At 47.1% G+C, this 26,354-nt stretch carries 17 protein-coding genes; 4 read left to right on the top strand and 13 right to left on the bottom strand.

From position 1 onward, the window contains the following. Position 1 precedes the first annotated feature (1 nt). The 11 genes from AC2VDX_RS10730 to AC2VDX_RS10680 form a co-directional block, all read right to left on the bottom strand. Positions 2-1,150 carry a glycosyltransferase family 4 protein gene (locus tag AC2VDX_RS10730; protein ID WP_378179842.1) on the bottom strand — a complete coding sequence of 383 codons (1,149 nt, stop codon included), beginning with the start codon at positions 1,148-1,150 and terminating at the stop codon, positions 2-4. Between the two features lie 18 nt (positions 1,151-1,168). Continuing rightward, positions 1,169-2,323, bottom strand: a complete 1,155-nt coding sequence (locus AC2VDX_RS10725) for a hypothetical protein (protein WP_378179845.1) — start codon at positions 2,321-2,323, stop codon at positions 1,169-1,171. Continuing rightward, complete coding sequence (locus tag AC2VDX_RS10720; protein ID WP_378179847.1) at positions 2,308-3,423, bottom strand: glycosyltransferase; 1,116 nt, start codon at positions 3,421-3,423, stop codon at positions 2,308-2,310. The genes AC2VDX_RS10725 and AC2VDX_RS10720 overlap by 16 nt, the downstream gene beginning before the upstream one ends. Continuing rightward, positions 3,420-4,247 (bottom strand): class I SAM-dependent methyltransferase, encoded by an 828-nt coding sequence (locus tag AC2VDX_RS10715; RefSeq protein WP_378179850.1) that lies wholly within the window; start codon positions 4,245-4,247, stop codon positions 3,420-3,422. The genes AC2VDX_RS10720 and AC2VDX_RS10715 overlap by 4 nt, the downstream gene beginning before the upstream one ends. After that, on the bottom strand, positions 4,244-5,350 hold the full coding sequence (locus AC2VDX_RS10710; RefSeq protein ID WP_378179853.1) for a glycosyltransferase family 4 protein: 1,107 nt from the start codon (positions 5,348-5,350) through the stop codon (positions 4,244-4,246). The genes AC2VDX_RS10715 and AC2VDX_RS10710 overlap by 4 nt, the downstream gene beginning before the upstream one ends. Beyond that, entirely contained in the window at positions 5,341-6,075 is a 735-nt protein-coding gene (locus AC2VDX_RS10705; protein ID WP_378179856.1) for a class I SAM-dependent methyltransferase, read from the bottom strand. Before AC2VDX_RS10705 ends, AC2VDX_RS10710 begins: the two co-directional genes overlap by 10 nt. Continuing rightward, the gene (locus tag AC2VDX_RS10700; protein ID WP_378179859.1) at positions 6,072-6,761 is read right to left on the bottom strand and encodes a class I SAM-dependent methyltransferase; all 690 of its coding nucleotides are present in this window, start codon (positions 6,759-6,761) and stop codon (positions 6,072-6,074) included. Before AC2VDX_RS10700 ends, AC2VDX_RS10705 begins: the two co-directional genes overlap by 4 nt. 38 nt (positions 6,762-6,799) lie before the next feature. Then, positions 6,800-7,543 carry a TylF/MycF/NovP-related O-methyltransferase gene (locus AC2VDX_RS10695; RefSeq protein WP_378179862.1) on the bottom strand — a complete coding sequence of 248 codons (744 nt, stop codon included), beginning with the start codon at positions 7,541-7,543 and terminating at the stop codon, positions 6,800-6,802. Beyond that, on the bottom strand, positions 7,540-8,913 hold the full coding sequence (gene murJ / locus AC2VDX_RS10690; protein ID WP_378179865.1) for a murein biosynthesis integral membrane protein MurJ: 1,374 nt from the start codon (positions 8,911-8,913) through the stop codon (positions 7,540-7,542). The genes AC2VDX_RS10695 and murJ overlap by 4 nt, the downstream gene beginning before the upstream one ends. Before the next feature lie 125 nt (positions 8,914-9,038). After that, complete coding sequence (locus AC2VDX_RS10685) at positions 9,039-9,602, bottom strand: hypothetical protein (protein ID WP_378179868.1); 564 nt, start codon at positions 9,600-9,602, stop codon at positions 9,039-9,041. A gap of 25 nt (positions 9,603-9,627) precedes the next feature. Next, a complete protein-coding gene (locus AC2VDX_RS10680) occupies positions 9,628-11,376 on the bottom strand; it encodes an S-layer homology domain-containing protein (RefSeq protein ID WP_378179871.1) in 1,749 nt (582 codons plus the stop codon). A 154-nt stretch (positions 11,377-11,530) separates the two neighbouring features. Here AC2VDX_RS10680 and AC2VDX_RS10675 point away from each other — a divergent pair, with 154 nt between their 5' ends. Next, the gene (locus tag AC2VDX_RS10675) at positions 11,531-13,048 is read left to right on the top strand and encodes an SLBB domain-containing protein (RefSeq protein ID WP_378179874.1); all 1,518 of its coding nucleotides are present in this window, start codon (positions 11,531-11,533) and stop codon (positions 13,046-13,048) included. A gap of 161 nt (positions 13,049-13,209) precedes the next feature. Further along, positions 13,210-15,582 carry a GumC family protein gene (locus tag AC2VDX_RS10670; protein WP_378179877.1) on the top strand — a complete coding sequence of 791 codons (2,373 nt, stop codon included), beginning with the start codon at positions 13,210-13,212 and terminating at the stop codon, positions 15,580-15,582. A gap of 232 nt (positions 15,583-15,814) precedes the next feature. Here AC2VDX_RS10670 and AC2VDX_RS10665 read toward each other — a convergent pair whose 3' ends face one another. Further along, the gene (locus tag AC2VDX_RS10665; protein ID WP_378179880.1) at positions 15,815-16,825 is read right to left on the bottom strand and encodes an NAD-dependent epimerase; all 1,011 of its coding nucleotides are present in this window, start codon (positions 16,823-16,825) and stop codon (positions 15,815-15,817) included. A 585-nt stretch (positions 16,826-17,410) separates the two neighbouring features. Between AC2VDX_RS10665 and AC2VDX_RS10660 the strand changes: the two genes are divergently transcribed. After that, positions 17,411-19,087 (top strand): hypothetical protein, encoded by a 1,677-nt coding sequence (locus AC2VDX_RS10660; protein ID WP_378179883.1) that lies wholly within the window; start codon positions 17,411-17,413, stop codon positions 19,085-19,087. 416 nt (positions 19,088-19,503) lie between these two features. Then, positions 19,504-26,067: a translocation/assembly module TamB domain-containing protein gene (locus AC2VDX_RS10655; protein ID WP_378179886.1), complete on the top strand. Its 6,564-nt coding sequence runs from the start codon at positions 19,504-19,506 to the stop codon at positions 26,065-26,067. Here the strand turns inward: AC2VDX_RS10655 and AC2VDX_RS10650 are convergent. Then, positions 25,977-26,285, bottom strand: a complete 309-nt coding sequence (locus AC2VDX_RS10650) for a hypothetical protein (RefSeq protein ID WP_378179889.1) — start codon at positions 26,283-26,285, stop codon at positions 25,977-25,979. The genes AC2VDX_RS10655 and AC2VDX_RS10650 overlap by 91 nt on opposite strands. Between the last annotated feature and the right edge of the window lie 69 nt (positions 26,286-26,354).

The raw sequence follows: 26,354 nt of genomic DNA, 5'->3' as shown, positions 1-26,354 counted from the left end.
CCTAATTCCTTCTGTTGAGTTGCCAAGTAAGTAGACTCTCATACAACGCCTCGTACTGTGCCACAACAGAGTCTAAAGAAAAGTGTTCGATGATTCTTGTCCGTGCCAGATGCCCTAGCCTTTCTCTACCCATTGACCCCAGATCGATTAACTCTTTCCAGGCATTGGCGAGTGCTTGCGGATCTCGTGGAGGTATAACCCGCCCTGTATCGCCCACAATCCAGGCTGAGTCTCCCACATCTGTAACCACGCAAGGTACACCGCAGGACATAGCTTCACCAATTACATTTGGAAAAGCTTCGCTGTAAGAAGAAGAGGAAGCAATATCCAAAGCTGCTGTAATCTGTGGCATATCAGGGCGTTCTCCTAACAAGTGGATTCGCTCTGTCAACCCCCATGTTTCGATAAAATCCTGTAGGGCTATATTGTCTCGACTGATTTCCCTACCTGCAAGAACAAAATGTATATCTGAGTATGTTTCTAGTAGAGTTGCAGCTGCTTTCAAAAAAGTTGCGTGATCTTTAACAGCGTGATAGCGCCCCATTAAACCGATGAGAAATATATTCTCTGCAATGCCTAGTTCAGTTCGCAAGCTATTTCTAGCTTCTGTTGAGGGGGTAAATAAATCTGGATCAAAGCCATTAGGAATTATTTTAGTTTTGTCAGCTTTGTAGCCAAGCTCCTCATGGTGGATTGTGCTAGTTTTAGAGTTATACAGAATTTGTGCGGGATAACTAGAAAGTTTAGCTAATAGTTTAATGATGGCTGCTGTACCTGCTTTCTCACTGTCCAATGAGTGCAGGGAGTGGCGAATATTCCAGATTACAGGTACGGGCTGAGGAGCAACAGTACCAGCTAACTGTGCTGCTAAGTTGCCATGATACATCCAGCCTTGGATCAAGTCAGGATTGAGTTCTCGCACAATACTAACCAACCGCCAAATAGAGGCTAAGGTTGGTATTCCTGGTTTCATATTAATCGTGTAAACTGGGATGCCTAACGATTCGATGCAAGCGTTTAAGGTTCCTCGCTTCATTAGAGAAATGACAACAGGCTCAAACTGGTCTCGATTTATGTGAGATAACAGATTGTAGAGCATCATTTCAGCCCCACCAGTTGAAAGCCCAGTGATAATAAACAACAACTTCATCTAGTTTTGTAATATTAGCTATATCAGATGTGTTTTTAACGGATTGCGAACGTGCTGAATTTTTAAAATCACCCACAAGAAGTGAAACTGTGCCCAAGCAATGATAGGAGTTATCTGAAGCCGCTGACGAGGGCCTTGTAGCTCATAAAAAGCTCCATAAAGCAAAAGGGTTAGGGCAAGGTATATCAACAGCAATTTAACTTCCCTTGAACGCCGCCAAAGCATCCATCCACCCGAGATAGCAGGGAGAAATAATACCCAATGAAGGATAGATGGAAAAAATAGGAAAGTATATGCTGGCTCAATTGACCAAGGTTGAGGCGTTAGTGCCATCCTGATTACTCCTAGGAAAATGGTTGTCCAATTCCAATCGAGGCGATTTAAATTATATAGAGTATCTTCTAACCCTAAAAAAAATAATACAAAAATGCTACCAATGGCTGCTAAAGCAAGTAAAATATATCTCCGCCAGCCCTTCTGAAAAAGAGAAATCCAAATTACGATAGCTATCATCATGACGGCAGGAACATAAAATCTAATCCCGAAAAAGATAAAAACTATTCCTCCCAAACCCAATAAATCATAAAATTTAAGCTGTTTTGATAATCTTAAAATTAAGTAAATCGCTATTATAGTAAAAGTCATAATAAGAGGATCTTTTAAATTCAGAAAGGATGACCATGCTACTATTTCCCAGTGAAATAAAGAAAACAGAAGCAGCCCCTTAGCATACTTACGGCTAAAACCACTCAGATCAGCTATACGAAACAGAAAATATCCACTAATAAAAGTAAGAGAAACGTTAAGAAATACTGGAGAGTAGTAATGCTTACCAAATAAATACTGACCGAGTATATTCCACCACCCATAGAGGATGTGTCTCCCTCCCGATAGAGACCTCAGATTCAACAGACCATCTGGATTGACTAATGCTGTAATCGGGTTATATCCCAATTGCAGCATTTTGGTTCCCTGGGATTGATAAGTTATGTCATCCAGAAAGATCCAAGTACCATCAAAGAAAAAAGCAAAATAAACCAGCGGAATTAAAACTTTGACAAGGGCTACATAAAAGGCTGTAAAAATTGAAATATTTCGACTAGCAATCCAGAAGCATAATAATCCAATACAAAAAGTAGCCCAGAGCAAATCGCTGGTTAAACCTTCAGCCACAGCACTTCCTCTGTTTGTTCAACTAGCTGCTTTACACTGAAATTCTCGACAATGCGCGATCGCGCTTTTAACCCCAGGACACTCCTCTCCCTTTCTAAACAAGCTACCCACCCTAGAGCAAGAGCTTCTGGGTTTTGCTTCCCCACTACTACCCCAGTATCACCTACAATCCAGGCTGAATCTCCTACATCTGTCACAACACAGGGGACTCCACACGCCATCGCTTCTCCAATCACATTAGGAAATCCCTCGGTGTAAGAAGAAGAAACAGCAATATCTAGGCTATTATGAACCGCAGGCATATCCGTACGCGCTCCTGCCCAGATAATTTTGTTAGAGATACCTAACTCTTCAGATAACCGATACAACTCATTAGCATAACTCTCCAACCCGCTACCCACGCAGACAAAGCGTACATTTTCCCGCTCTTTACATAGAAGTGCAGCTGCCTTGAGAAAGGTAGGATGGTCTTTCATAGGGTCTATCCGTCCCACTAATCCAATTAATATCGTGTCTTCAGATATATCCCATTCTACCCGCACCCTTGCCCTTGCTTCCTTGTCTGGTTTAAAGCGTTCTGTATCGATACCATTGGGAATTACTACCATCTTATCAGCGGGGAAACCATGCGCTAGATGATAAGCTTGACCAGCATGAGAGTTGACAACAATTAGGTCGGCAAAACGAGACAATAACCACTCTAGTTTGAATATAAGACGGACTAACCAGTCATAGCGGCTTAAATCAACATTGGATGCTCTAACTCCCCAAAGCATCCTAGTTGACGGAAAAAAAATCTTTAGGAAGATAGTCAGTAAATTTGATGTACCCATAAATCCATGCAATACGTTAGGATTTATACGCTTTAGATGAAGGACAAGACGCCACAAAAAACCAACAATATCCCAGCGATCGCGCTTCTCTAAAGAAATCAACTGTATCCCGCTATCTTGCAGGTCTTTTTCTAACGTCCCACCAGAGTAAAAGTATAAAACTGTTATATTAAATTTTTTCTTGTCAAGGGCTTTTAGGAGGGTTATTAATTGTCTTTCAGCACCGCCGTAATTTAGCGAACGAATTAGGAAGGCAATTTCACTCATTGCTTTTTAAAGACAAATTGATTGTTGCCTAAGCCACCTCCACAAGTGATAAGGTTTTCTAGCACAAAATTCTTATCCCGATAAAACTTAAAGATATCTTCTGGTTTGGCGACTTCAAAGGGATAGCCGCCTAACCAATCAAACCAATCATAAACTCTAGACATACCCCTGGATTTTTTGTACTCGGTATATCGAGCTATTGGATTTCGAGCCTTGAGTATATCTACAGCTAACCCACCTAAGATAAAATAGGGAATGAAGAAAGTAGAAACTAGAGTTTTGCCTGCTATTCCTGAGCAGTAAACTTGCTTGATTCTGCGCCACCGATTAGATTTACTACCCTGCTCGTTATAGATAGCAATAAACAACCTACCCCCCTCTGCAACAGGCAAAGTAGCATTTTCTAGGGCTTGCCACATAGCTCCAGTATGGTGAAGCACACCCCATGAATAAACAATATCAAACTGACCTACAGACTTTAAGTAATCTGCGTCTAGAACTGAACCTCGTTCAATAATCCAATTATTATCATCAGGAAAATAGCGGCGTTTGAGTTCTTGCGTACAAGCGACTGAATCAGGATCGTAATCAAAAGAATGCACTTTAGCTCCTAAATGACGAGCCGCAAGAGAAAATAAACCGCTACCAGAGCCAATATCAAGAAAGGTTTTACCTTGTAAATCTTCTACTTGCAGCATCTGTTTGAGCGACTTTTGTGCTTCTGCAATGCGCTCGTCATTGAGAACTGATAAAAAGCGCTGCCAGTTTTTGCCAAATTGAAAGCGATCGCCCTGCTTAACTTCCTGTTCAAAAGTGCTTGTCATGACTTCTCCTTGACAACTTGATTTACCAAGTTTTCCCACATTTCCATTACTTTATCCAAGCTAAATCGCTCTGTCACCTCTTTCGCACGACTAGCTAGGCGTTGGCGCTCTGCTTCATCAGACATGAGACGCTCCATTGCCGCAGCTAAAGCATCTACATCTTCATTTTTTACTAAGATACCATCTATGCCATCACGAATAATCTCTCTTGGTCCACTGGGACAGTCTGTAGAAATGACGGGTAGCCCACAAGCCATTGCTTCGCACAGAGCGTTAGGAAATCCCTCAAACCGGGAAGACATAACGAAAATATCCGCCTGCTTCAGAAATTCATAAATGTTTTTCACCCGTCCAGGTAGATGAACCCGGTTAGACAAACCAAGCTGATCCCGCAAAGCTTCTAATTCCGTGCGTAATGCCCCTTCTCCTAATATTGTCAATGTCCAATCAGGGTAGCAGACTTTTAGCTGTGCAAAAGCTTGTAGCAGTAAGTCAAAACCCTTCTGAGAGTCTAGCCGTCCAACAGCAATTAGGGATGGTTTAGTTATCAATTTTGCTGACTCTGTTTGGTTTGTATTGATAAATATAACTGGGTTAGGGATAACATACGAGCGAGATTGTATCTGGGCAGAAAAATAACTCAACGCTCTCGTAGTTACCGCAACAACTCGATTGGCTTTGGGATAAATACACTGACGCAATAACTCCCATACCCCACCAATAGAGTACATTCCTGGGTGAATGCGCTCAGATACTACTACTGGGATGTCTAACCCGCGCGTCGCCAGTAGGGTGAGTATGTTATTTTTATCTATAAAGCTAATTACAGCATCGGGCTGACTATCAGCAATGGCGGCTCGTAGAACTTGAATGCGTTTCAGGTTATTCCAGATACCAACGAGCAAGCTTGGCGACTCTCTAGCTATACCCAAACGAATATGATGAACATGGCAATCTAGGTCATAAAACGGAGGTACTTTGCCATCATCGAAAGTCAACAAAGTAATTTTCCATCCCTTAGCTGCCCAGTAGTTAGCCATGACTGACATCACCCTTTCAGCACCGCCAGCGAATAGAGAAGAAATTACTAACGTTAACCGCATTTCTTTTTAGCAACTATTAAAGCATTACTATAAAATGCCTGAGTGCGATCGCTATAGTCTATCAACAAACCGCTTAAGTTAACGACCATACAAAAAACTATCCAAAGCGGGAGAATTACGCCTTTTAATATACGGCTGTATTTGTACAAGTTCATTTGCGTTTCGAGCCAATTTAAAACTAGCGTCCCAACCGTGCTACCAATACCACCCTGATGTTTTGCTTCCATAACTTCATAATCTTGCTCGATTAATTTTTTAAGTCCATATACTGAAAACCGCCGATAATCATCTGGTTCCCCATGCTGGTTATAGATAAAAGGTGCAGTTAGTATTAGTACACCGCCCGGTTTTAAAACACGGCTAATCTCCTCAATAGTATTACCTAAGTTGGCGGTGTGTTCTAAAATCTGAGTGCATAAAATGGCATCAAAAGAAGATGTTTCTAAAAGCCATTCTTCATCAGCGTTGATGACAATATCAACCTTAGAACCGGGATAAATATCAATGCCGATATGTTTGACTTTCTCTAAATTTATCCAAGTGCTGTAAGGTTTATCACCGCAGCCAACATCGAGCAAGCGCCCTTCAACAGTCGGTAATATACGCTTGATATCTGAATAAAGGTCTTTTACTGCCAACCATTGAAAATGCCAAAATCGTATATGCGGATGGGTTCCACAAAGCTTTTTATATAGGTTAGAATAAATATCACCGATAACACTCATACAAATTTCTTACTTATAAAAAATATATTTTCGTTGCTTCCATGTAATCCAATTAGTGATAAGCACTTCTTGAACAAGGCATTTATAACACCCTTCCAATTCAATGATGACAAACTAACAAAATAAATTACTTTAAGTTTTTCCACCTTCAGATTACCTGAAAATATAGTCGCTAAACTATGAGTATTAAAAGACTGTTGATGTCCCCATTTGTGAAAAATATGTCCACAATCAGGACATACGACTTGGCTGTTAGAAAGGTTTTCCTTAAATGGAACAGTCCCAATCAATAACCCAGAATTTTTCAATATCCGTTCTATCTCATGCAAGCCTTGCTGTATTTGTTCATCCGATAGATGTTCTATGACCTCAGAACAAAAGACAACATCAAAAAAATTGTCCTCATAGGGAATCTGTTCTATATAACCTACCTTTCCTTCAATACCCCTTTGCTCCAGTTTGGCAATAGTTGTTGCACTTGGGTCTAAAGCATAGGTTTCCCAGCCTTGTTCCATACATTTCTGTTCAAGCCAGCCGTTGCCAACTCCTATATTCAACACTCTTGGCTTGGTGTGACTATAAATTGCCAAAACTTGGCGAAAAAGATAGTTTAACCTTGGAGCTGACTGCAAAAATATGTCAGCGGATTTCACCTGAAAATAATCCCATATTTTGTCCTGTTGCATTTTTTTATTTTACTGAAGCATTGCTGTATCCAGTACAATTATTTTTTGATGACAAAAGCTTGACCACTTGGAACATTAATAATTTTTTCTGTCTTATCTTTCATAAACTCATCAAATGCTTTTTTTGCGCCTGGACAGGTTATAAATCCGTAGTCATCACACAAGATTAGTCCACCAGTTACCATTTTGGGATAGAAAAAACAAAGGGAATCAAAGGTAGGTTGATAAAGGTCAACATCTATATGAACAAAACAAAATTTTTCACTTGAGACATTCTTAAATGTTTCTGGTATCCATCCTTTATAGATTTTTATTTTATCTTTATACTCGGCAAGATTTCTTTTAGCTATATCTTCAGTGGCTTTCAAATCACCTGCCTGCCAATACACTCCATCTATGTCCAAAGGTAAAGATAAGCCTTCAAACGAGTCAAAAGCATGATGTACCTTGTTAGTATTTTTAAATTTATTACAAATTAGCCAAGATGAAGCACCGTTAAAGACACCACACTCAGCCGTGTCACCCGGCAATTCATCAACGAGCGATAACAAAGATGTAATAAAAAATTTTCTATCAGCAGAACGGTAGCTTTTCCCTACATATTTATCGTAAAAATTGAAAAATTCTTTATCTTCAAGCCATATCTTCCCATGCTCACTGACAGTAAATTTTGGATACCATAAAGATGCTAGCTTCTCAGCGAGAACAAAGCTGGCATAGATACTTTCTTGTTTAGAAAAGAACTTCTTATATAAGAGCCGAAAAAGTGTTAGTAACTTCATATAAGTTTGTGCGTAATTTTTTTCACCTTCAATAAACAGTAGGTCGAGTAACAAAAGGAAAAACAGATAACAATGGAAGTAGATAAGGCAATACCTGAGACGCCCATATACTTTGTAAACAAGTAATTCAAGCTAATGTTAATTATTAAATTAAACACAGCCGTCCACATCAGTATCTGATTAAGCTGAATTGATGAAATTAACCGCACAATCAAAATGCCCGCAATATAAAAAGGTATTTGTAAGGCATAAAAAGCTTGTATTTGGGCTACTAAGCGAGTGGCTTCATTTGTAAATGAACCTCTTTGAAACAACACTTGGATGATACTTTCAGAAAACAGGAATAAAAACCCTGTTAAGGGTACTGTTACCAGAAAAATTAAAAAAAGAAAACGCTGAAGTGTATAGCGCACTCCTGCCCAATCTTCACAGGCAACCATTTTTGAACAATAGGGAATCACAGCAGTTCCCAATCCTGTAGCCATTAGCCCAATTGGAAATGCAATTACTTTATTGCCATAGTTCAACGCAGCGACACTTCCGGGTGATAACATCGCCGCCATTGATTGATCTACCAAAGTAGTGCTGCTCATTAAACAAGCTCCAGCAATCATGGGAGCATACTGACCAGCTACCAGACGCAAGTGAGAATCAAATCCGTACCAGCTGGGGCGCAATGAGATGCCTTGCCGCTTCAAGGAGGCTCCCAAAAGCAGCATTTCCAATAATGCACCGCAGACTAACCCAGTTGCTAAGGCAAAGATACCCCAAGAGCGGCACGTCAGTAACAGTATTGCACTACAGGTCGGAGTGATAATCGGCGTGAGAGCGGCTAATGCAAACCGCTCTCCCGCATTCAGTACTGCACCCCAGATAACTTGAATTCCACTCAGCATCAGAACAGGGGCAATTATCCAGAGTAAGCGGTAAGTTAAATCTAACTTTTCTGGGCTGAATCCTCTAGCAATTAATGGTAGATAGAACGGCGCAGTTACTACCATTAAAAAAGTAGCGATCGCCAGCAACCCCAAACTCCAAACCATTACCCCAGAAAACAACCTTTGAGCCGCTTCTTTTCCTTCTTTTTCGCGCACCCTAATATATGTAGGGATCAGAGCTGCATTAAAAGAGCCAGCCACTACACTGATCAGAAAAGAGGGAATTAATAAGGCAATTAAAAAAGCATCAAGGTCGTCCCCAGTTCCAAACCTCCAAGCTACAATAAATTCCTTACCAAAGCTTGCCACTTTCACTACAGCCGTCCACATCGCCACTGTAACCGCTGCACCAAAAATTTGGCGGTTGATTGAGCCACTGGTCAGCTTTTTCCAAGAATTGAGCAGCTTTTGTGCTGACAGAGTTTGTTTCACCTACACTTAGATCGAGTTTTCAGTCCGCTGAGCGATTTCATCCCAAAAAACCCTGTAGGGATTGATAGTAGCAGCGCTCAACCCCACAGAGCCTTATTAACTGACATCAAAACTTGCAGGTACCATTAACCTGCTCCAAAAGCCGCATTTAGCAATGCAGCTAGGACGGATTGAATCGCCAGCAGCTCATCGGGAGGATCGCTTAATAACACACCACTACTGGAGTTGATGAGAGCATTGTAGGCTTCAACTGCTGCCGCCAGCCTAACCGCATCGACTCTACCATTTGCGGTTAGCCCTTGCAAATTGGCAACCACGTTACGAGCCAGGGTCGGATTAATGCCTTCAGTAGCATTCACCAGACCGCTTTCCAGCTGGCTAGCGCTAGCAGCAACATTTCCAGTCCCCGTCAAAACGTTCCCTAAGCTGTTATTTGCAGTCTGGGAGTTGACTGAGGTTGCTGCCTGATTGACAGCAGAGGCGATCGCCTCCGTTCTGAAAGCGAGTCTTCCCCGCCCACCTCTGTCGGGTATAAAGGCTCCGTTGACAAAGTCGCTAGTCGTCATAATCGGACCAGTGACATCTGAATTGAAGCCGGGAGTTTGGGCAAATGCTGTTTCCGAAAACAGTAGAGAAGAACCTAAAGCTAAACCTAGACTGAGATTTAAAGAAAGACGTTTGATGTTCATGGCTTTTGTTTTGCGAGCAAAGAACTTAGAAAGTGATGCCGTAACCGACGCCCAGGATGAAACGCGCACCATCACCGGCATTTCCGGTTACATCAGCAAGCGCTGGAGTGATGATCAGCGGTATATTCTGGAACGGAGCAATAGAAGCACCCACATTCAAATCTTGACCGCTCCATTCGGCAATGACAGATATCGGTTGAGCGACCCGCACGCCAATACTGCCAAACGGATTGACTGAGTCTCTACCCGCCTCAATATCAGGTACTGACCGAAAGCGACCCCCACCCAAACCCACAGAGGCAGTAACTGAGGGGGAGAAGCCTGCGGTTGTCCGAGATCCTAGCGGAAAAACTTTACTGACGACACCATAAACGGTGCTGTACCCCGGATCGGGATTTCCGAACGTCTCAATATTTTCCACCCCAACCGCTACAGCTATGTCATTAGCAAACTGACGGTGAATCTTGAAGCTAATCCCACCATCTTCAAAGCTATCATCGCCGAAGAGGTCATAAATTGAGATAACTCCTTCTACACCCACTGTTTTCCGAGCATCGCCCAGACCAATACCCGCTGCAATTACCCCATCTGCCCTATTGGTGTTACGAGTTCTTTCTTGGAAGCCCCCTCCGATAAATGCCTGACCCCGGTCAGCCCCGAAAGCCGTGGGTGTGGTAATACTGGAATTTCCCCCAATTAACCGCCGCAGCTGTTCTACTATCGGGGGTGCGGGAAGTCGATACTGTTGGCGCAAGGCTGCAACTTGTTCTGCTGTCAGGGGAGGCGGTGTTGTCGCAACTGGTTCGTAGCCAACAACGTAACGAGCGGCAACATCCGTTGGGGGAATCTGCGGCGCTTGCCCCGCATTCACTAAAGCCTGGTAAATAAACGCCGCTACGTCAGCACGGGTGGCTAACTGATTGGGATTTAACAGCGCCACATCTGGATAGTTGACAACCAGTTGATTTTGTGCGGCGGCGGCAATGCTGGTGCGGGCATAGTCAGGAATGCTGCCAGCATCCTGAAATAAACTGTTTAAAATCGAGGCGGTGTCTGCTGTGGGATTCAGGTTAAGTCCACTGACCAAAGATACCAAGACTTGGACGCGGGGGATGTTTTGATTCGGCTGGAAAACCCGGTTGGGGTATCCTTCTAGAAATCCCGTCCGATAAGCTTCCTGAATCGCTGTGTAACCCCAGTAATTTGCAGGTACATCCACAAAATCCACCGCTTGGCGAGTGGCAGGTCTTTGAAAAGCCTTGCGAATCATGGCGGCAAACTGAGCGCGTGTCACCGGCTCGTCAGGACGGAAAGAGCCATCTGGAAAGCCTACGATCACATCTCGCTGTGCGAGTGCTTCAATAAAAGTCTGCGCCCAGCTACCCTGTACATCCGGGAAGGTGCTGGCTTGAGCCAATTGAGACGGCGTCCTGACGGCTCCGGGTTGCTGTAAACTTCTTCTTGGGGCGGCTGGATTGCTAATCGCTGGCAGCGAAGAGTTGGCAGGGGTGGCGGTTGAAGGAGCAGGCGGGTTGTTAGAACGCAGCGCCTCAGCCCCCAGCATCGTTTTTAAGAGTGCGTCACCCATTGAACCGCTACCCTTGGCTGGTACTGAAGCGTTCCCGTTGGTAGAACTTGCCCCGGTGGTAGCCAAACTGGCAGCCGCATAGAGGATCGTACTGCCCAAAAACATGGAACTTAGTAGGATATGTACTCGGTACCGCAATTTCTTGTTGCTAGCACTGACACGGCTCCTACCTGTTGCTGGCGTCATAACCTTTCCTCCTCATACCCAAATATTCCTTGCCACCTCAAAGGTACACGAGTTTGGGAAAATTACGTTGATGATTAAAATTTATACTGCAACTTTTTACGGATTGTATCCGTCAATGGCGTGACTTTGTGTAACGAGGTTTAACAGATTTGGAATGGAGAGTGCTAAGTTGAGCGCCAAAAGGCATCGTGAAACAAGCTGTAATTTTTGGACGATCGGTACTGGTTTTCCGAAACTGGCTACCCGAACCGTTGTGGGCTTCGCGCTCCTATTTGTGGCGGCGATGACGGTTTCACCACCAGCGATCGCGCAACTCCCCGGATTGCCATCTGCTGCCCCAGCGGGAACATCTGCAAGACGTGGACCGGATGCCCCGTATACTTTAGGAGCAGGCGATCGCGTCCGGCTGGATATTTTTGAGGTTCCCGAATACAGCGGTGAGTACCAGGTGCTAATCGATGGCACGCTCAACCTGCCAATCATTGGCAGCGTACCCGTTCAGGGACTGACCCTCCAAAGAGCAACCGATGAAATTTCTAGCAGATACGCTCGTTACATCCGACGACCCCTGCTAACCATTACTCTACTGGCACCCCGTCCGGTCAAAATCGCGGTGGCTGGGGAAGTCAATCGTCCGGGTTCCTACACCGTTAGCCTCACCGAAGGCAGGCAATTTCCCACCGTCACCCAAGCACTGCAATTGGCTGGAGGCATTACCCAAGCCGCCAACATCCGCCAAGTACAACTGCGCCGCCTTCAATCACCCGGTTCCTCGGATATCATCGCCGTCAATCTCTGGGAATTACTCAACAACGGCGATTTGAGTCAAGACCTCACCTTGCGAGATGGAGACTCGCTGTTTATCCCCACCAGCCCCCAAATCAACCCCGATGAATCCCGTACCCTAGCTGATGCCAGCTTTGCACCCCAGAACACCGGGCCGATCAAGATTGTCGTTGTCGGGGAAGTGTCCCGTCCAGGGCCTTATATCGTGTCGCCAGCAACCGTTGCCACTGCCAATATTCCCCCTGAGGTCAATACAACGGCGGCTTCCAGCAGCACTCCTGCCACCGTGACACAAGCCATTCAAGTCGCTGGGGGAATTACCCCCTTAGCGGATATTCGCCAGGTTCAAATCCGCCGTTCCGCCCGTTCTGGACCAGAAAAAGTCCTCGATATCAACCTCTGGCAACTTTTACAGTCCGGGGATGTCACTCAAGATGTCATCTTGCAGGAGGGAGATACCGTGGTGGTGCCTACTGCCAGCAATATCGACCCCTCTGAGGTACCCCAAATCGCCTCGGCTAGCTTCTCTCCCAATACCATTAGGGTCAATGTGGTCGGGGAAGTTGCCAAAGCAGGGACGATTGAAGTGCCACCCAATACGACCTTGAATCAAGCAGTGCTGGCAGCCGGAGGATTTAACAATCGCGCCCGGAGGAGTTCGGTAGAGCTGATTCGTCTCAACGCCAATGGCACCATTTCTAAGCGGAACGTCCAGGTCAATTTTGCTCAGGGCATCAACGATCAAAACAATCCTGTTTTACGAAATAACGACGTGGTGGTGGTAAACCGCTCTAGCCTCGCTAATTTCTCAGACACGCTGGGGACAGTGTTGAGTCCGCTGGGAGGGGTTTTCAGCTTATTCAACTTTTTTAGAATCTTCCAGTAGAAACCTGGCTTGCTAGGTCTGGAAAGCCGCAATCAAGAGCTGAGGAAAAAATTCGGTCGTTTGGATGTAGCTTCCTGCACTTTCATGGTACAAAATGAGGCAAGAACCAGGAATATCCCTGGCGATCGCGTCAACCAAGCCAACAAGGTGCAGGGGTTTAGATGGAAGCGGGCCAATTTTCTCAACCGTCATCGCCGAAAGGGAATGGCAAGCAACTTCAGCCATTGCCGCTAACCGACGAAACTCAGTTTCTGGATAACAACCAGGACGAGTTGAATGTTCGTCAGCTCTTGAATGTGGTGCGTCGCCGTGCCTTGGTGATTGCGGGGGTGGCGATCGTTGTCACGACTGGAATCGGCTTGTGGACATTCAGCCAGACACCCAAGTATGAAGGAAAGTTTCAACTGCTGGTGGAACCCGTTACGGCTGAAAATAAGCTGACCAAACTCACTCAATTGCAGGCTATAGAGCCAGCCCTAAACGAATCTAGTCTGGATTACGAAACCCAAATTAAAGTTTTACTTAGTTCCGAACGGATGGCTGCATTCATCGCTCAGATACAAAAGCGCTATCCCGACATCGACTATGAATCACTAATTCTTGAAAAAAACCTGACAATTACCCAGTTAGATAAAACAAAAATTTTAGAAGTACGCTACCGGGATACCGATCCCGATAAAATAAAGTATGTATTATTTGAGTTGGCTAAAGTTTATCTGAGGTACTCTCTTCAGGAGCGGCAAACTAACCTCAACCAGGGAATTAAGTTTGTAGACGGTCAATTGCCTGCACTTCAGCAACGGGTGGACAAACTCCAGGGACAACTGCAAACATTTCGGCAGCGGTACAACATCCTCGATCCGCAAGAACAAGCCAAACAACTTGCCGAGCTAGTCTCTAATGTTGAGGAACAAAAACTCGATAACCAACTAAAACATAATGAAGTCCGATCGCTGTATGTAACGCTACAAAAACAGTTAGGATTACCCCCCAATCAAGCGATCGCTGCCGCGTCTCTTTCGGAAGCACCGCGCTACCAACAGTTACTCAACAAACTCAAGGAAGTCGAAACAAAGCTTGCCACCGAGTCAGCCCGGTTTCTAGAAGAAAGCCCCACCATTCAGTCACTCAAAGAGCAGCAGCAAAATTTGCTGCCCCTGTTGCAACAAGAAGCGGCGGCGGTACTGGGAAACAACCTGTCTGGTCTCAGCGAACGACAATATTTGTCTTCCCCCAGCACGGTGCGCCTAGAGCTGATTCAGCAATTTGTGGATGCGGCAAACCAAGTGCAGGTTCTGGAAGTTCGCGGCAATGCGATCGCGCAAGCAGAAAATCGCTTAAATCAACAAGTTAGACTACTGCCCCTGATTGCCCGTCAGTACACAGATTTACAGCGGGAACTCAACGTCGCAACCGACAGTTTGAACCGCTTTCTAGCCGTTCGGGAAACCCTGCAAATTGAAGCAGCACAGAAAGCTCTCCCCTGGCAGCTGATCGCCAAACCCCAAAAGCCAGAAGATCCCATCTTTCCCAAGCCAAAGCAAAATCTGATATTAGGAGCGATCGCTGGGGCAATGTTAGGACTGGCATCTGCCTTATTAGCAGAGCGACTCGACAACGTCTTCCACTCCCCTGAAGAACTCAAAGACAGCACCCGACTGCCCATTCTCGGCTTGATCCCCCAGCACAAAGAACTCAAGCTATTCAAACCCATCGCAGAACTCACCAATTTCGCCCAGCCGGATGGGAACAGAGCCTCAGCCAAGAACCAAAACGGAAATACCCCATCCAAAGAGCGTGCCCACACTCGCAAAGCTAGCTGGTACAATGCTTCTCCCTTCTTAGAATCCTTCCGTTCTCTCCATACCAATATCCGTTTTCTCGGTTCTGATACCCCCATCCACTCGCTGGTGGTTAGCTCAGCATCTCCAGCAGATGGCAAATCCACCGTTTCCGTACACCTAGCGCAAGCTGCTGCGGCAATGGGACAACGAGTTTTGCTGGTAGATGCAGATTTGCGGCGTCCTCAGGTTCATAACGTCCTCGGTTTAGAAAATCAGCAGGGACTGAGCAACGTCATTGCCACGGGTGTCACTCCCAGAGAAGCCATCCAGCGCTTGCCCTCCTGGGACAATCTCTACGTGCTAACCGCTGGGCAAATCCCGCCAGATCCAACCAGGCTGCTTTCCTCCAAGCGAATGCAGTATTTGATGGAGCAGTTGAACGCGGTTTTCGATCTAGTGATTTATGACACACCACCTATACTGGGTCTGGCAGATGGCAGACTCCTGGCTGTCCATACCAATGGCGTGATCATGGTGGCACGACTAGGCAAAACAGACCGCTCCATCCTGCTGCAAGCGATAGATGCATTAAAAATCTCTAGCGCCCCCGTCTTGGGTATGGTTGCCAACGGTGTGAGAAGAAGCGCCGGTGGATCGTACTATTACTACGATCGCTACTACGCTTCTAACCAAGAATCAGAAGTAGAAAATGCCAAAAAACTCTTGCAAAAGAAACTTGGATTGCGCTAGTCGTTAGGGATTAGTCATTAGTCCCTGAAAGACTATCCAAATCTCGGATGTGTAGGATGTGTAGGCTCCCTTTGAGTTCACGTTCCCCAGCACTGGTGCAATTTGCCCTAGTTACTCTCCCTTGAAGGCTAAAGCCTTACGGCATGAACGCGCCTACGCTATCGCTCTACCATTCCCTACGATTTTTCAAGCGTTTCAGGAGTTTTGGATAGTCTTTCAGAATGACTAACGGCTACGCCCCATAAAAAGAGCGATACCACTCAACAAAACGCGGAATTCCAACCTCAATGGATGTACTAGGCTTGAAGCCAACATCTCTTTGTAAATCACTAATATCGGCATAAGTTTCAGGAACATCTCCCGGTTGCATTGGCAGCAGATTTTTTACTGCCTTCGTACCGAGACAATCTTCCAAAACCTCGATAAAACGCCCTAATTCAACCGGCGTATTATTGCCAATATTGTAAATTTTATAAGGTGCCGCACTCGCTCCCGGATCGGAGTCAGCTCCTGCTAAATCAGGATTTGGCTGTGGAATTTTATCAGCTACTCGTAAAACTCCTTCTGCAATGTCATCAATGTAGGTAAAATCGCGCCGCATCTTACCATAATTAAAAACATCAATCGGACGCCCTCCTAAAATGGCTTTGGTAAACAAAAACATCGCCATATCGGGACGACCCCACGGCCCATAGACTGTAAAAAAGCGCAAGCCAGTAGTTGGTAAACCATACAAATGACTGTAGGTATGAGCCATCAGTTCATTTGCCTTTTTACTGGCTGCATACAAGCTGACTGGATGGTCTACATTGTCATGCACCGAAAAAGGCATTTTCTTATTTGCCCCGTAAACCGAACTAGAAGAGGCAAACACCAAATGTTTAACTTCCGAATGCCGACAACCCTCCAGGATATTCATAAATCCCACCAAGTTGCTATCGACATAGGCATGGGGATTTTTCAGCGAGTAACGTACACCCGCCTGGGCAGCCATGTGCAGCACTTGTTCAATCTGGGAATTAGCGAATAACTCAGCAATTCCTTGACGGTCAGCCAATTCAAGTTTGTAAAACTGAAAATTATTTTTGTCCTTCAGTTGCTCCAGACGAGCTTGTTTTAAATTGACATCATAATAATCATTGAGATTATCGATGCCAATGACCTCTTTTCCTCTATCCAGCAGCAGTTTACACAAGTAAAAACCAACAAAACCAGCGGCACCAGTAACTAAAATTTTTCCCATATTTTTTGTTTCTACTAGCTGTTAGCAGGTTGGTAATTGATGTGGCGTCATTGACAAGTAATGGCGATGACCGCGACAAATACAAAGGCGTTCAAGTCCAAAGTCTAGCCCAATTACTCAGGCGAATGCCATAGTTCCGTACAAGCTGCACTGGTGACATTAAGGGTTCATATGCCCTTACAACCCCACCAAACTCATGAAAGCTGCCTTGAGCCTATACAGGATACGCTCCGCTCTAGGAACCTAGTCGGGCGCATTTTGTTGATGAGAGCGAAAAGCGCTCCTCGCGTAGCGTATGCGTGTACCTGCACTCCTCGCGTAGCGTATGCTGCTAAATGCGGCTAATCCTTCACCGGCTATATGCCGCCTAGGAGACGCGCCTGCTTTCCCGGAAACAGGGAACTATCCCAGCCGTGTCTAGTCTGATGAAGAGCTTTAAGTTTAATTCTGCTTAGCGTCAGATTACAGGGTTTGTATATTACGTTTCATTTTGCCCATCTAACTGAGTCTGTCACCTTACGTATGGTAATCACGCACCTGCACAAATTTTTAACAACCTCAACTGCCAAAACTTCTAAATCTCAGATGATCTTTTGGTTCACTTTAAGCCTAACTTTCGCCCTCATTTATAGTCTTTTAGGACTCAAGCAGGCTTTCAGTAGCTCCTATGTGGTGCAAGATGATGCACGGGTGTATGTGTTTTGGATGCAACGATTTGTAGACTCAGACTTGTTTCCGAATGATTTTATTGCCGACTATTTTCAATCCATAACCCCATCTGGATATGCTGCTTTCTATCGACTGATAGCATCTGTAGGGATTGAGCCACTTGGCTTGAGTAAATTACTACCAGTCTTTTTGACACTGCTGACAACCGTCTGCTGTTTTGCAGTCTGCATGGAGATTTTCCCGGTACCAACAGCAGGATTTATTAGCACGCTGCTGCTTAATCAAAATCTCTCCATGAGGGATGATTTAGTTTCTAGCACTCCTAGGTCTTTTATTTTTTTGTTTTTCCTAGCATTTCTGTACTATTTGCTGCGGCGCTCTTTATTTTTATGTCTAGGTGCGATCGCTTTGTCTGGATTCTTTTATCCCCCGTTGTTGTTCATTTTAGCCGGAATCTTAATTTTGAGACTGGGGCGCTGGGACGGGCAGCAACTCCGTCTATCTAAGAATCGGCTTGATTATCTGTTCGGCGCTACTGGATTAGGACTTTGCCTGGTAGTCCTATTGCCTTATGCTTTGAAATCCTCTGAATTTGGCTCAGTGATCGCAGGGATGGAGCTAAGATCGTTACCAGCATTTTCTCAAACGGGAAGAATTCCTTTTTTTGATAACAATAATCCTCTATGGTTTTGGTTGTTTGGACAACATAGTGGTCTTCTGCCTAATGTGTTTGAACATCCCCTATCGCTGATGGGATTATTATTGCCAATTTTGATGCGATATCCCGATAAGTTTCCTTTAATTAGGCAAGTTACTAGCAACGTGATAATTTTGCCTCAGATTGCACTAGGATCTTTCGGAATATTTGTGGCTGCCCATGCCATGCTCTACAAGCTTTTTGCTCCCGCCCGTTACACGCGATATAGCCTCAAATTGGTGATGATATTGAGCGCAGGAATCGTGTTATTAGCGCTCCTAGATGCAGCTTTTCAGTGGGCAAGACAGCCGGATAAACTTTTTGTCCAGCGGCAGTTTATAGCCTTTGGTTTGACAACTCTACTAGGAACCATCCTGGTTTTTTATCCATATTTATTGAAAGAATTTCCAACCAGTAATTACGTGGTTGGAAAGGCACCAGCACTATATGAATTCTTTCAAGAACAACCTAAAAACATCCTCATTGCTTCCTTATCAGAAGAGGTAGATAACCTACCTACTTTTTCCGACAGATCCATCTTAGTCGGGTGGGAATATGCAATTCCTTATCACGTGGAATACGAACGTCAAATTCGCCAACGAGCTACCGATTTGATCCACACTCAGTACACTCCAGATTTGGCAGAAATTAAAAATTTCATTCAAGTCTATGGTGTAGATTTTTTCTTACTGGATAGAGCCGCATTCACCCCTAAATATATCACCAGCAATCCTTGGTTTATACAGTGGCAGCCGCTAGCGAAAGAGGTTTTAGGAATGTTGGAGCGGGGAAGTATTCCAGCTATGTCTGGTTTGATGCAGCGCTGTTCGGTTTTGGAGACGGGGGAGCTGGTTGTACTGGAAGCCAAATGTATGATTAAAGCTACCCCTGATTAAATACTACTGAAATCATTTCAACATAAGGTAGTTACAAGTAAAGGGTAGTCAGTGGCGACTAGCACAGACGCGAACTGACAAGTCAGCGCTTCGCTATCGCAGCCAATCTTCTCCAACCCAAAATTGGGAATCAAAAATCTAAAATGGTATGAGTTTTAGGCAATTGACAGATTGGTGAAACATATCAGTGCTGCTCAAGTCTGTTTGATTATGCATTGACTGTAGGATTCTAGTGTCACCTATGCGATCGCAGGCAGACCCTTTCAAAACAACTCTCATTCTGAGTACACGAGTGTGGGAAGATTCCCACATATAAAGACCATTGACACTTACATAGGACAAGCCGATAGTATTCATCGGTAGAAGCCTGCAATCATGTCTAAAGACACCCTCGTTACCGCCGTTGCTAGTTTTCTATGAAGAACTCCCCAAATTCGGGTAATGAAACAGCAGCTACCCGTTCCAATCGGCGTCTATGGGTACTATTAAACCGCACCGGCCTTGGGCTGGGCTTTATCCTGCTGGTGGGAACAATCGGCGGCGTCTGGTGGGCGTGGGTTTTTGTCTATCAGCGGTTAGCACCGATTGTTCAAGAAAATCTCACTCAGACGCTGAAGCGACCCGTGCAACTGGGGAAAGTCGAAAGCTTTTCCATCAACAGTCTGCGCTTCGGTGCCTCCTCGATCCCAGTCACGCCCAGCGATCCCGACCGCGCCTCGGTAGAGGCTGTAGACGTAGCTTTTGACCCGGTAGCACTGCTGTTTAGACGCACCTTAGAGCTAAATATTACCCTGGTTAACCCAGATGTCTACCTTGAAGAGGACAAAGAGGGACGCTGGGTTGCTACTGAACTGAAGTCAGAAGAAGCTGCTGGTCCGCTCAAGACCGATATTCAAAGCATTCGGGTTCAAAATGCGGACGTTGTGCTGGTGCCTGTCTCCAAGACAAGACAGAGGAGAAGAGGGAGCAGTGGAGCCAGGGAGAATGTAGATGCAACGCTGTCCCCGCAAAATCGCCCCCGCAGTAAAACTCAAGACACGCTCCCCAGCCTCGAATCCCAGCTTCCCAGAGCCGAGAAAAAGCCGGTGCCATTAGCTTTCAATCAGGTAAGCGGTACGGCTCGCTTTTTCGATAAAAACCAGCGGATTCGCTTTGATGTCAGCGCTCAATCTCAGGTTGAATCCGTAGGGACACCGAAAAGCCCTCAAAAACAGCAAACCAATGCAAGTGCTGCCATACAGAGCAGCGTCAGAATTTCTGGCGAATACCGCGCCCCAACTGGACAAACAAACCTGCTAATTCAAGGGCAAAACCAGAGCGCAGTCAATGCCGACCGCTTAATCAAACTGCCGCTAGACTTGCAGGCGGGACTACTGGATGGCAACCTGGAAGTCCAATTTCGGAATGGAGAGCAATCAACACTTCAGGGAACGGCTATTCTCAAAGATGTACAAGCGCAGATTCCCGAAGTGCCACAACCGTTTAACAATGTTAACGGAACGTTGCGATTTAAAGGATATGCGATCGCGCTGGAGAATGTCAGCGCTCTTTACGGTCAGGTTCCCGCAGTTGGCAATGGAGTTGTGGATACCCAGGAAAAAAATGGTGGGTACAACATTACAGCTCAAGTGAAATCGGTAGCGATCGCTACCGCCCTCAATACCCTCAAGGTACAATCGCCAGTCCCCGTAACCGGACAAGTCCGAGCCGGGGTGAAACTCACCGGGTCGCTCGAAAAGCCGATTCTATCAGGAACCGTTGCCACCCTTCAGCCAACCGAAAAGGTGCCCCTAATTGTAGATAAGGTAAACTTTCGCGGCATTAGCGGTCAATTTCAGCTGATCGATTCCCTCCTCACCATTACCAACATCCGTGGTTTGCCCAGCGTTGGCGGCAAACTGGCTGGCAATGGTCGCATTCAGATGGGCGACCAAGGCGGGTCGGTATTCGATATCGTCGGTCAAGACATTCCAGGGGATGCCGTTGCCCAAATTTACAACGCCAAGCCGACCAATATCCAAATCGGCACCGTGTCCGGCAAAGCACAACTTTTTGGCACCCCCGGCAACCTCCAGACCGTCGTGCAAGTTCAGGCACCCCAAGCCACCTACCCAGGCAGTGGAGAAGTCATCGTCACTCAGAATAAAACCTACTTCCGCAACACGACTCTGAGTGTTGGGGGAGGCACCGTCAACGTCAAAGGTCAGGTAGCAGAAGGTCGCTGGGAGGCGGCAGGCGTTGCCGATGATGTTCAACTGGCACGTCTGGCAGAACTCCCGCCACAGTTGCAGTCAGCCCTGGCAGATGGGATATTTTATCTAGCGGGAAGTGTCGATTCTTTCAAACCGGAAACCATTCGCGGCACCGCTCAGGCGAATGTCCGTGTTGCGGGTGGCACCGTCAAGGCATCAAAAATTGCGCTGAATGCAGGGCGCTGGCAAGCTTCCGGGCAAGCTTCTGGTGTCCAATTGAGACAGCTAGCACCGCAACTACCGCCGCAATTCCAAAATCAAACCGCAAATGGTTCTTTTAACTTATCCGGAAGTCTAGCTGCATTTAAACCCGAAACCATTAGCGGCACCGCATCGGTTCAACTGAATATTGGCGGTGGCAGCGTCAATGCCTCAAACGTCCGGCTTAACAACGGTCGCTGGCAAGCTTCTGGGCAAGCTTCTGGCGTCCAATTGGCAAAGGTGTTGCCCCAATTCCCAGGTCAGCTGAATAATGGTTCCTTCAACCTGTCAGGAAGTCTGACTGCTTTCACCCCCGAAACAATTAGCGGGACTGCACAAGGAAATTTTCAGGTTGGCGGTGGTAGTGTCAGTGCCACCAACGTGCAACTGGGGAACGGTCGCTGGCAAGCTTCTGGGCAAGCTTCTGGCCTCCAGTTGGCAAAGCTATTTCCCCAACTACCGCCGCAATTCCAAGGTCAGCTGAATAACGGTTCTTTTAAAGTCGCCGGGAGTCTGGAAAATGTTAGCCCCGAAACCATTAGCGGAGAAGCTTCTGGGCGGATTAATCTTGGCGGGGGCACGGTTACCGCCTCGAATGTCCAATTTAACAACGGTCGCTGGCAAGCGTCTGGTAAAGCGTCTGGGGTGCAACTGGCACGGGTGTTTCCCCAACTGCCACCGCAATTTCAAGGTCAGCTGAATAATAGTTCCTTTAATGTGTCGGGAAGTCTGGCGGCTTTTAGCCCGGAAACTCTTAGCGGCACGGCTTCTGGAAATCTGAACTTGGGCGGAGGCAGCGTCAGCGCCGCTAATGTAGAGTTTGGCAACGGTCGCTGGCAAGCTCGCGGACAAGCGTCTGAGGTTCAGTTGGCAAAGCTATTTCCCCAACTGCCACCGCAATTCTCAGGTCAGCTAAATAATGGTTCTTTTAATGTGTCGGGAAGTCTGGCGGCTTTTAGCCCGGAAACTCTTACCGGCACGGCTTCTGGAAATCTGAACTTGGGCGGAGGCAGTGTCAGCGCCACCAACGTGCAGTTTGGCAACGGTCGCTGGCAAGCGTCTGGCGAGGCGTCCAATGTCCAACTAGCTAGGGTGTTTCCGCAACTGCCACCGCAATTCTCAGGTCAGCTAAATAATGGTTCTTTTAATGTGTCGGGAAGTCTGGCGGCTTTTAGCCCGGAAACTCTTAGCGGCACGGCTTCTGGAAATCTGAACTTGGGCGGAGGCAGTGTCAGCGCCGCCAACGTACAGTTCGGCAACGGTCGCTGGCAAGCATCTGGCAAAGCGGATGGTGTCCAGTTGGCAAAAGTATTTCCCCAGCTGCCACCGCAATTCCAAGGTCGGCTGAATAATAGTTCCTTCAACCTGTCCGGCAGTTTGGCTGCCTTCACCCCGGCAACTCTTACCGGCACGATTTCTGGAAGTTTGAATGTGGGGGATGGCACCATCACCGCCTCAAATGTCCAACTCCAAAACGGGCGCTTTGAGGGTTCAATTATTGCCAACAATGTTGACCTGGAGCAGCTTGCAGCAGCGTTGCCAGATTCCGTGCCGGTTCCGGCGCTGCGAGGACGGGTAAGTGGCAGCGTTGATGCTTCTGGGTCGCTGACTGCTGTCAATCCGGCGGCTATCCGAGCAACCGGACAGTTGCGCGTCGAAGATTTTGCCGCCAATGACTTGGTGTTCGACCCCATTCTCACCGGGCAAATCAATTTAGTCCCCGGACAGAATAGTAGTGTTGAGCTGGCAGGCAATCAACAAGACCGGATTTCGCTGGTGTTGTCGCCTAGCTATCAACCCGTCTCTTTTTTAGTGAAGCGTGACGAGGTGATGGCACAAGGCAACCGAGAGGGCGATTTATTGGTGGTAAATGTGCAAAACGTTCCGCTGAAATTGTTGAAAGATTTAGCTCCCCGTAATGCTTTAGCAACCCTACCGCCAGCGATCGCATCCCAACCTATCGAAGGTAAACTTTCTGGAGATTTTATCCTAAATCTCGCCAATTTTAATCTTGCCGGAAATAATGTAGCGATCGCTCAACCCGTCCTTGGCAGCATTAAAGGCGATTCGCTGACAATCGGCAGTTTCCGCTATGCCGATGGTATCGCTACCGTTACTGAAGGAGAGTTCCGCCAAGGCGAAAGTCTATACGCACTCAAAGGTAGCGTCACTCAAACCTCCAGCGGTCCAGAACTGCAAGGTTCGCTGAAAGTGGCTCAAGGAAAAATCCAAAACGTCCTCCCCGTCCTGCAAATCTTTGATTTACAAGACCTCGCTAGAGGCGGACAACCCCAGTCTTATGCCAGCGCCGCCGATGTCCAACCCCAACCCGTCGGTCTACCAGGCGCTACCCTGCAAGCTCAACTGCGCCGCTTGTCGGAAATAGAAGCCATCCTTGCCGCCCAGAAAGCGGAACGGGAAGCTTCCCCCATCCCCGAACTCAAAGACCTCACCGGCAACTTCTCCGGCGAAATCAACGTAGCGGCTTCCCCTAGACAAGGCATCAACCTCAACTTTGACTTCGGCGGAACGAACTGGAAGTGGGGGAGAGACGACCAACCAAATCGCATTTACACCGCTGATAATGTCATTGTCAAGGGCAGCTTCCAAAACGGCGTCCTCACCCTTCTGCCCTTGCGAATTGAATCTGACGAAACCCTGCTCGCCTTCACTGGCACGCTTGGCGGAACAGAACAAAGCGGTCAGCTGCGCCTAAGAAATTTCCCAGTCGCCCCACTCCAACAGTTTGCCAATTTGCCCATCGATATCACCGGGAATCTCAATGGAACGGCAACCCTAGCAGGCAGCATCAACAATCCCCAAGCCATCGGCGAACTGACTCTCACCGATGGCACCCTGAACCAAACCGCCGTCCAAGCAGCGCGAGGCAGTTTCCGATACACCAATGCCCGTCTGACCTTCAGCAGCACCATCGCCACTGCCGAAGCCGGGGAGAATCCGCCCGATACTCAACCTGCAACAACTCCTAGTACCCCATCTCCAATCGCCAGTATCCCCTCGACGACTCAAATCACCGGCAGCATCCCCTTTTACCAGTTGCCCTTTCCCTCCGTCGCACCCGATAACAACCAACTCAGTCTGGATTTGAACGTTCAAAATGAGGGACTCTCCCTACTAAACCTGCTCTCGCGTTCCGCCGTCACCTGGGTGGATGGTACCGGACAGGTGCAACTCAACGTTCAGGGTACGGTGAATCCAAATACGGGTAAATTAAACCAGCTTGTCGCTAACGGTATTGCGACTGTTGACGATGCCACTATCAAAGCGCAGGCTTTGCCCGAACCGCTCACCAATGTCAACGGTAGGGTTTTATTTAACTTTGACCGCATCCAAGTAGAAAACTTCCGGGGTGACTTTAGCGGCGGTGAAGTGGTCGCCTCCGGAGCCATCCCCATCTCAGGCACGGGGCAAGGGACAGGCGAAAAACTCACGGTTAGCCTTGACAAGCTCGCTTTAAATTTGAAAGGGTTATACTCAGGCGGCGTTAACGGCAACGTGGAGATTACTGGCTCGGCTCTCAATCCCCAAATTGGTGGTGAAGTGCGACTTGCCGATGGTCGGGTGCTAATAGGAGAGACGGCAGGGGAAGGCGAAAGCGGGTCTTCTTCACCCGGTGGAGGTACCGCCACCCCATCATCCCCAACGTCTAACGAGCAACCCTTCACTCCTGCATTTAATAACCTGCAACTGACTTTAGGCAAAAGCGTCGAAATCAGCCGCCCACCGCTGCTGAGTTTTCAGGCGACTGGTGGCTTTACTCTCAATGGCACTTTGGATGAGCTTCAGCCAAAGGGCACGATTCGGCTAACCAGGGGTCAGGTGAATCTGTTTACCACTCAGTTCCGCTTGGCACGCGGCTACGAACACACGGCTCAGTTTACCCCCAATCAGGGACTTGACCCCGTTCTGGATATTCGGCTGGTCGCATCCGTTTCTGAAGTGACGCGCAGCCGGATTGCCGACATAAGCGCTACGGGTATTGTGAGTAGCGAAATTAGCGATGTTCCAGCTACCAATTTAGGGGCATTGCGAACGGTTCGCATCCAAGCCAGAGCCACAGGTTCGGCAAGTCAATTGGCAGATAATCTGGAGCTGACAAGTAATCCGCCTCGCAGTGAGAGCGAAATTGTCGCCCTTTTGGGTGGTGGTTTTGTGGAAACGCTGGGTCGGGGAGATACTACGTTAGGGCTGGCAAACTTGGCAGGTTCGGCGCTGTTGACACCTTTCCAAAATGTGGTGGGAGATGCGTTGGGATTGAGTGAATTTCGCTTGTTCCCCACGGTGGTTAGGGATGAAAAATCTCGCACTTCAACGCTAGGCTTGGCGGCAGAGGTTGGGGTTGCCATCACTCCCAAGCTTTCTGCCTCTGTATCGAAGATTTTGACGGCTGATGAGCCTCCTGAGTTTGGTGTCACTTATCGAGTCAATAATGAAATTCTGCTGCGAGGTGGCACCGATTTGTCTGGGGAAACGAGGGGAGTGGTGGAGTATGAAAAGCGCTTCTGAAAAAAAGAGTGAGGGCTGAGGGCTGAGGGCTGAGGGCTGAGGGCTGAGGGCTGAGGAGTGAGGAGTGAGGGCTGAGGGCTGAGGAGTGAGGGCTGAGGAGTGAGGGCTGAGGGCTGAGGGCTGAGGGCTGAGGAGTGAGGAGTGAGGAGTGAGGACTGAGGAGTGAGGAGTGAGGACTGAGGACGGGAGCATCTCGATGACAGCAAATATACGCCCACAGGCTAGAAGCCTGGGGCTAGAAGAACGAAGCCTGCCTTCGCAGGCTAATTATTAGCCTGCGAAGGCAG

It is taken from the genome of Coleofasciculus sp. H7-1 (assembly GCF_057473865.1).
The sequence above is the reverse complement of the archived record's forward strand: the minus strand, read 5'-3'. Positions and strand labels throughout refer to the sequence as shown.

Excerpts from the sequence above, each read along its gene's own strand:
- AC2VDX_RS10730 (WP_378179842.1), bottom strand. The coding sequence starts at position 1,150 with ATGAAGTTGTTGTTTATTATCACTGGGCTTTCAACTGGTGGGGCTGAA.
- AC2VDX_RS10720 (WP_378179847.1), bottom strand. The coding sequence starts at position 3,423 with ATGAGTGAAATTGCCTTCCTAATTCGTTCGCTAAATTACGGCGGTGCT.
- AC2VDX_RS10715 (WP_378179850.1), bottom strand. The coding sequence starts at position 4,247 with ATGACAAGCACTTTTGAACAGGAAGTTAAGCAGGGCGATCGCTTTCAA.
- AC2VDX_RS10710 (WP_378179853.1), bottom strand. The coding sequence starts at position 5,350 with ATGCGGTTAACGTTAGTAATTTCTTCTCTATTCGCTGGCGGTGCTGAA.
- AC2VDX_RS10705 (WP_378179856.1), bottom strand. The coding sequence starts at position 6,075 with ATGAGTGTTATCGGTGATATTTATTCTAACCTATATAAAAAGCTTTGT.
- AC2VDX_RS10700 (WP_378179859.1), bottom strand. The coding sequence starts at position 6,761 with ATGCAACAGGACAAAATATGGGATTATTTTCAGGTGAAATCCGCTGAC.
- AC2VDX_RS10695 (WP_378179862.1), bottom strand. The coding sequence starts at position 7,543 with ATGAAGTTACTAACACTTTTTCGGCTCTTATATAAGAAGTTCTTTTCT.
- AC2VDX_RS10685 (WP_378179868.1), bottom strand. The coding sequence starts at position 9,602 with ATGAACATCAAACGTCTTTCTTTAAATCTCAGTCTAGGTTTAGCTTTA.
- AC2VDX_RS10680 (WP_378179871.1), bottom strand. The coding sequence starts at position 11,376 with ATGACGCCAGCAACAGGTAGGAGCCGTGTCAGTGCTAGCAACAAGAAA.
- AC2VDX_RS10675 (WP_378179874.1), top strand. The coding sequence starts at position 11,531 with ATGGAGAGTGCTAAGTTGAGCGCCAAAAGGCATCGTGAAACAAGCTGT.
- AC2VDX_RS10670 (WP_378179877.1), top strand. The coding sequence starts at position 13,210 with ATGGAAGCGGGCCAATTTTCTCAACCGTCATCGCCGAAAGGGAATGGC.
- AC2VDX_RS10665 (WP_378179880.1), bottom strand. The coding sequence starts at position 16,825 with ATGGGAAAAATTTTAGTTACTGGTGCCGCTGGTTTTGTTGGTTTTTAC.
- AC2VDX_RS10660 (WP_378179883.1), top strand. The coding sequence starts at position 17,411 with ATGATCTTTTGGTTCACTTTAAGCCTAACTTTCGCCCTCATTTATAGT.
- AC2VDX_RS10655 (WP_378179886.1), top strand. The coding sequence starts at position 19,504 with ATGAAGAACTCCCCAAATTCGGGTAATGAAACAGCAGCTACCCGTTCC.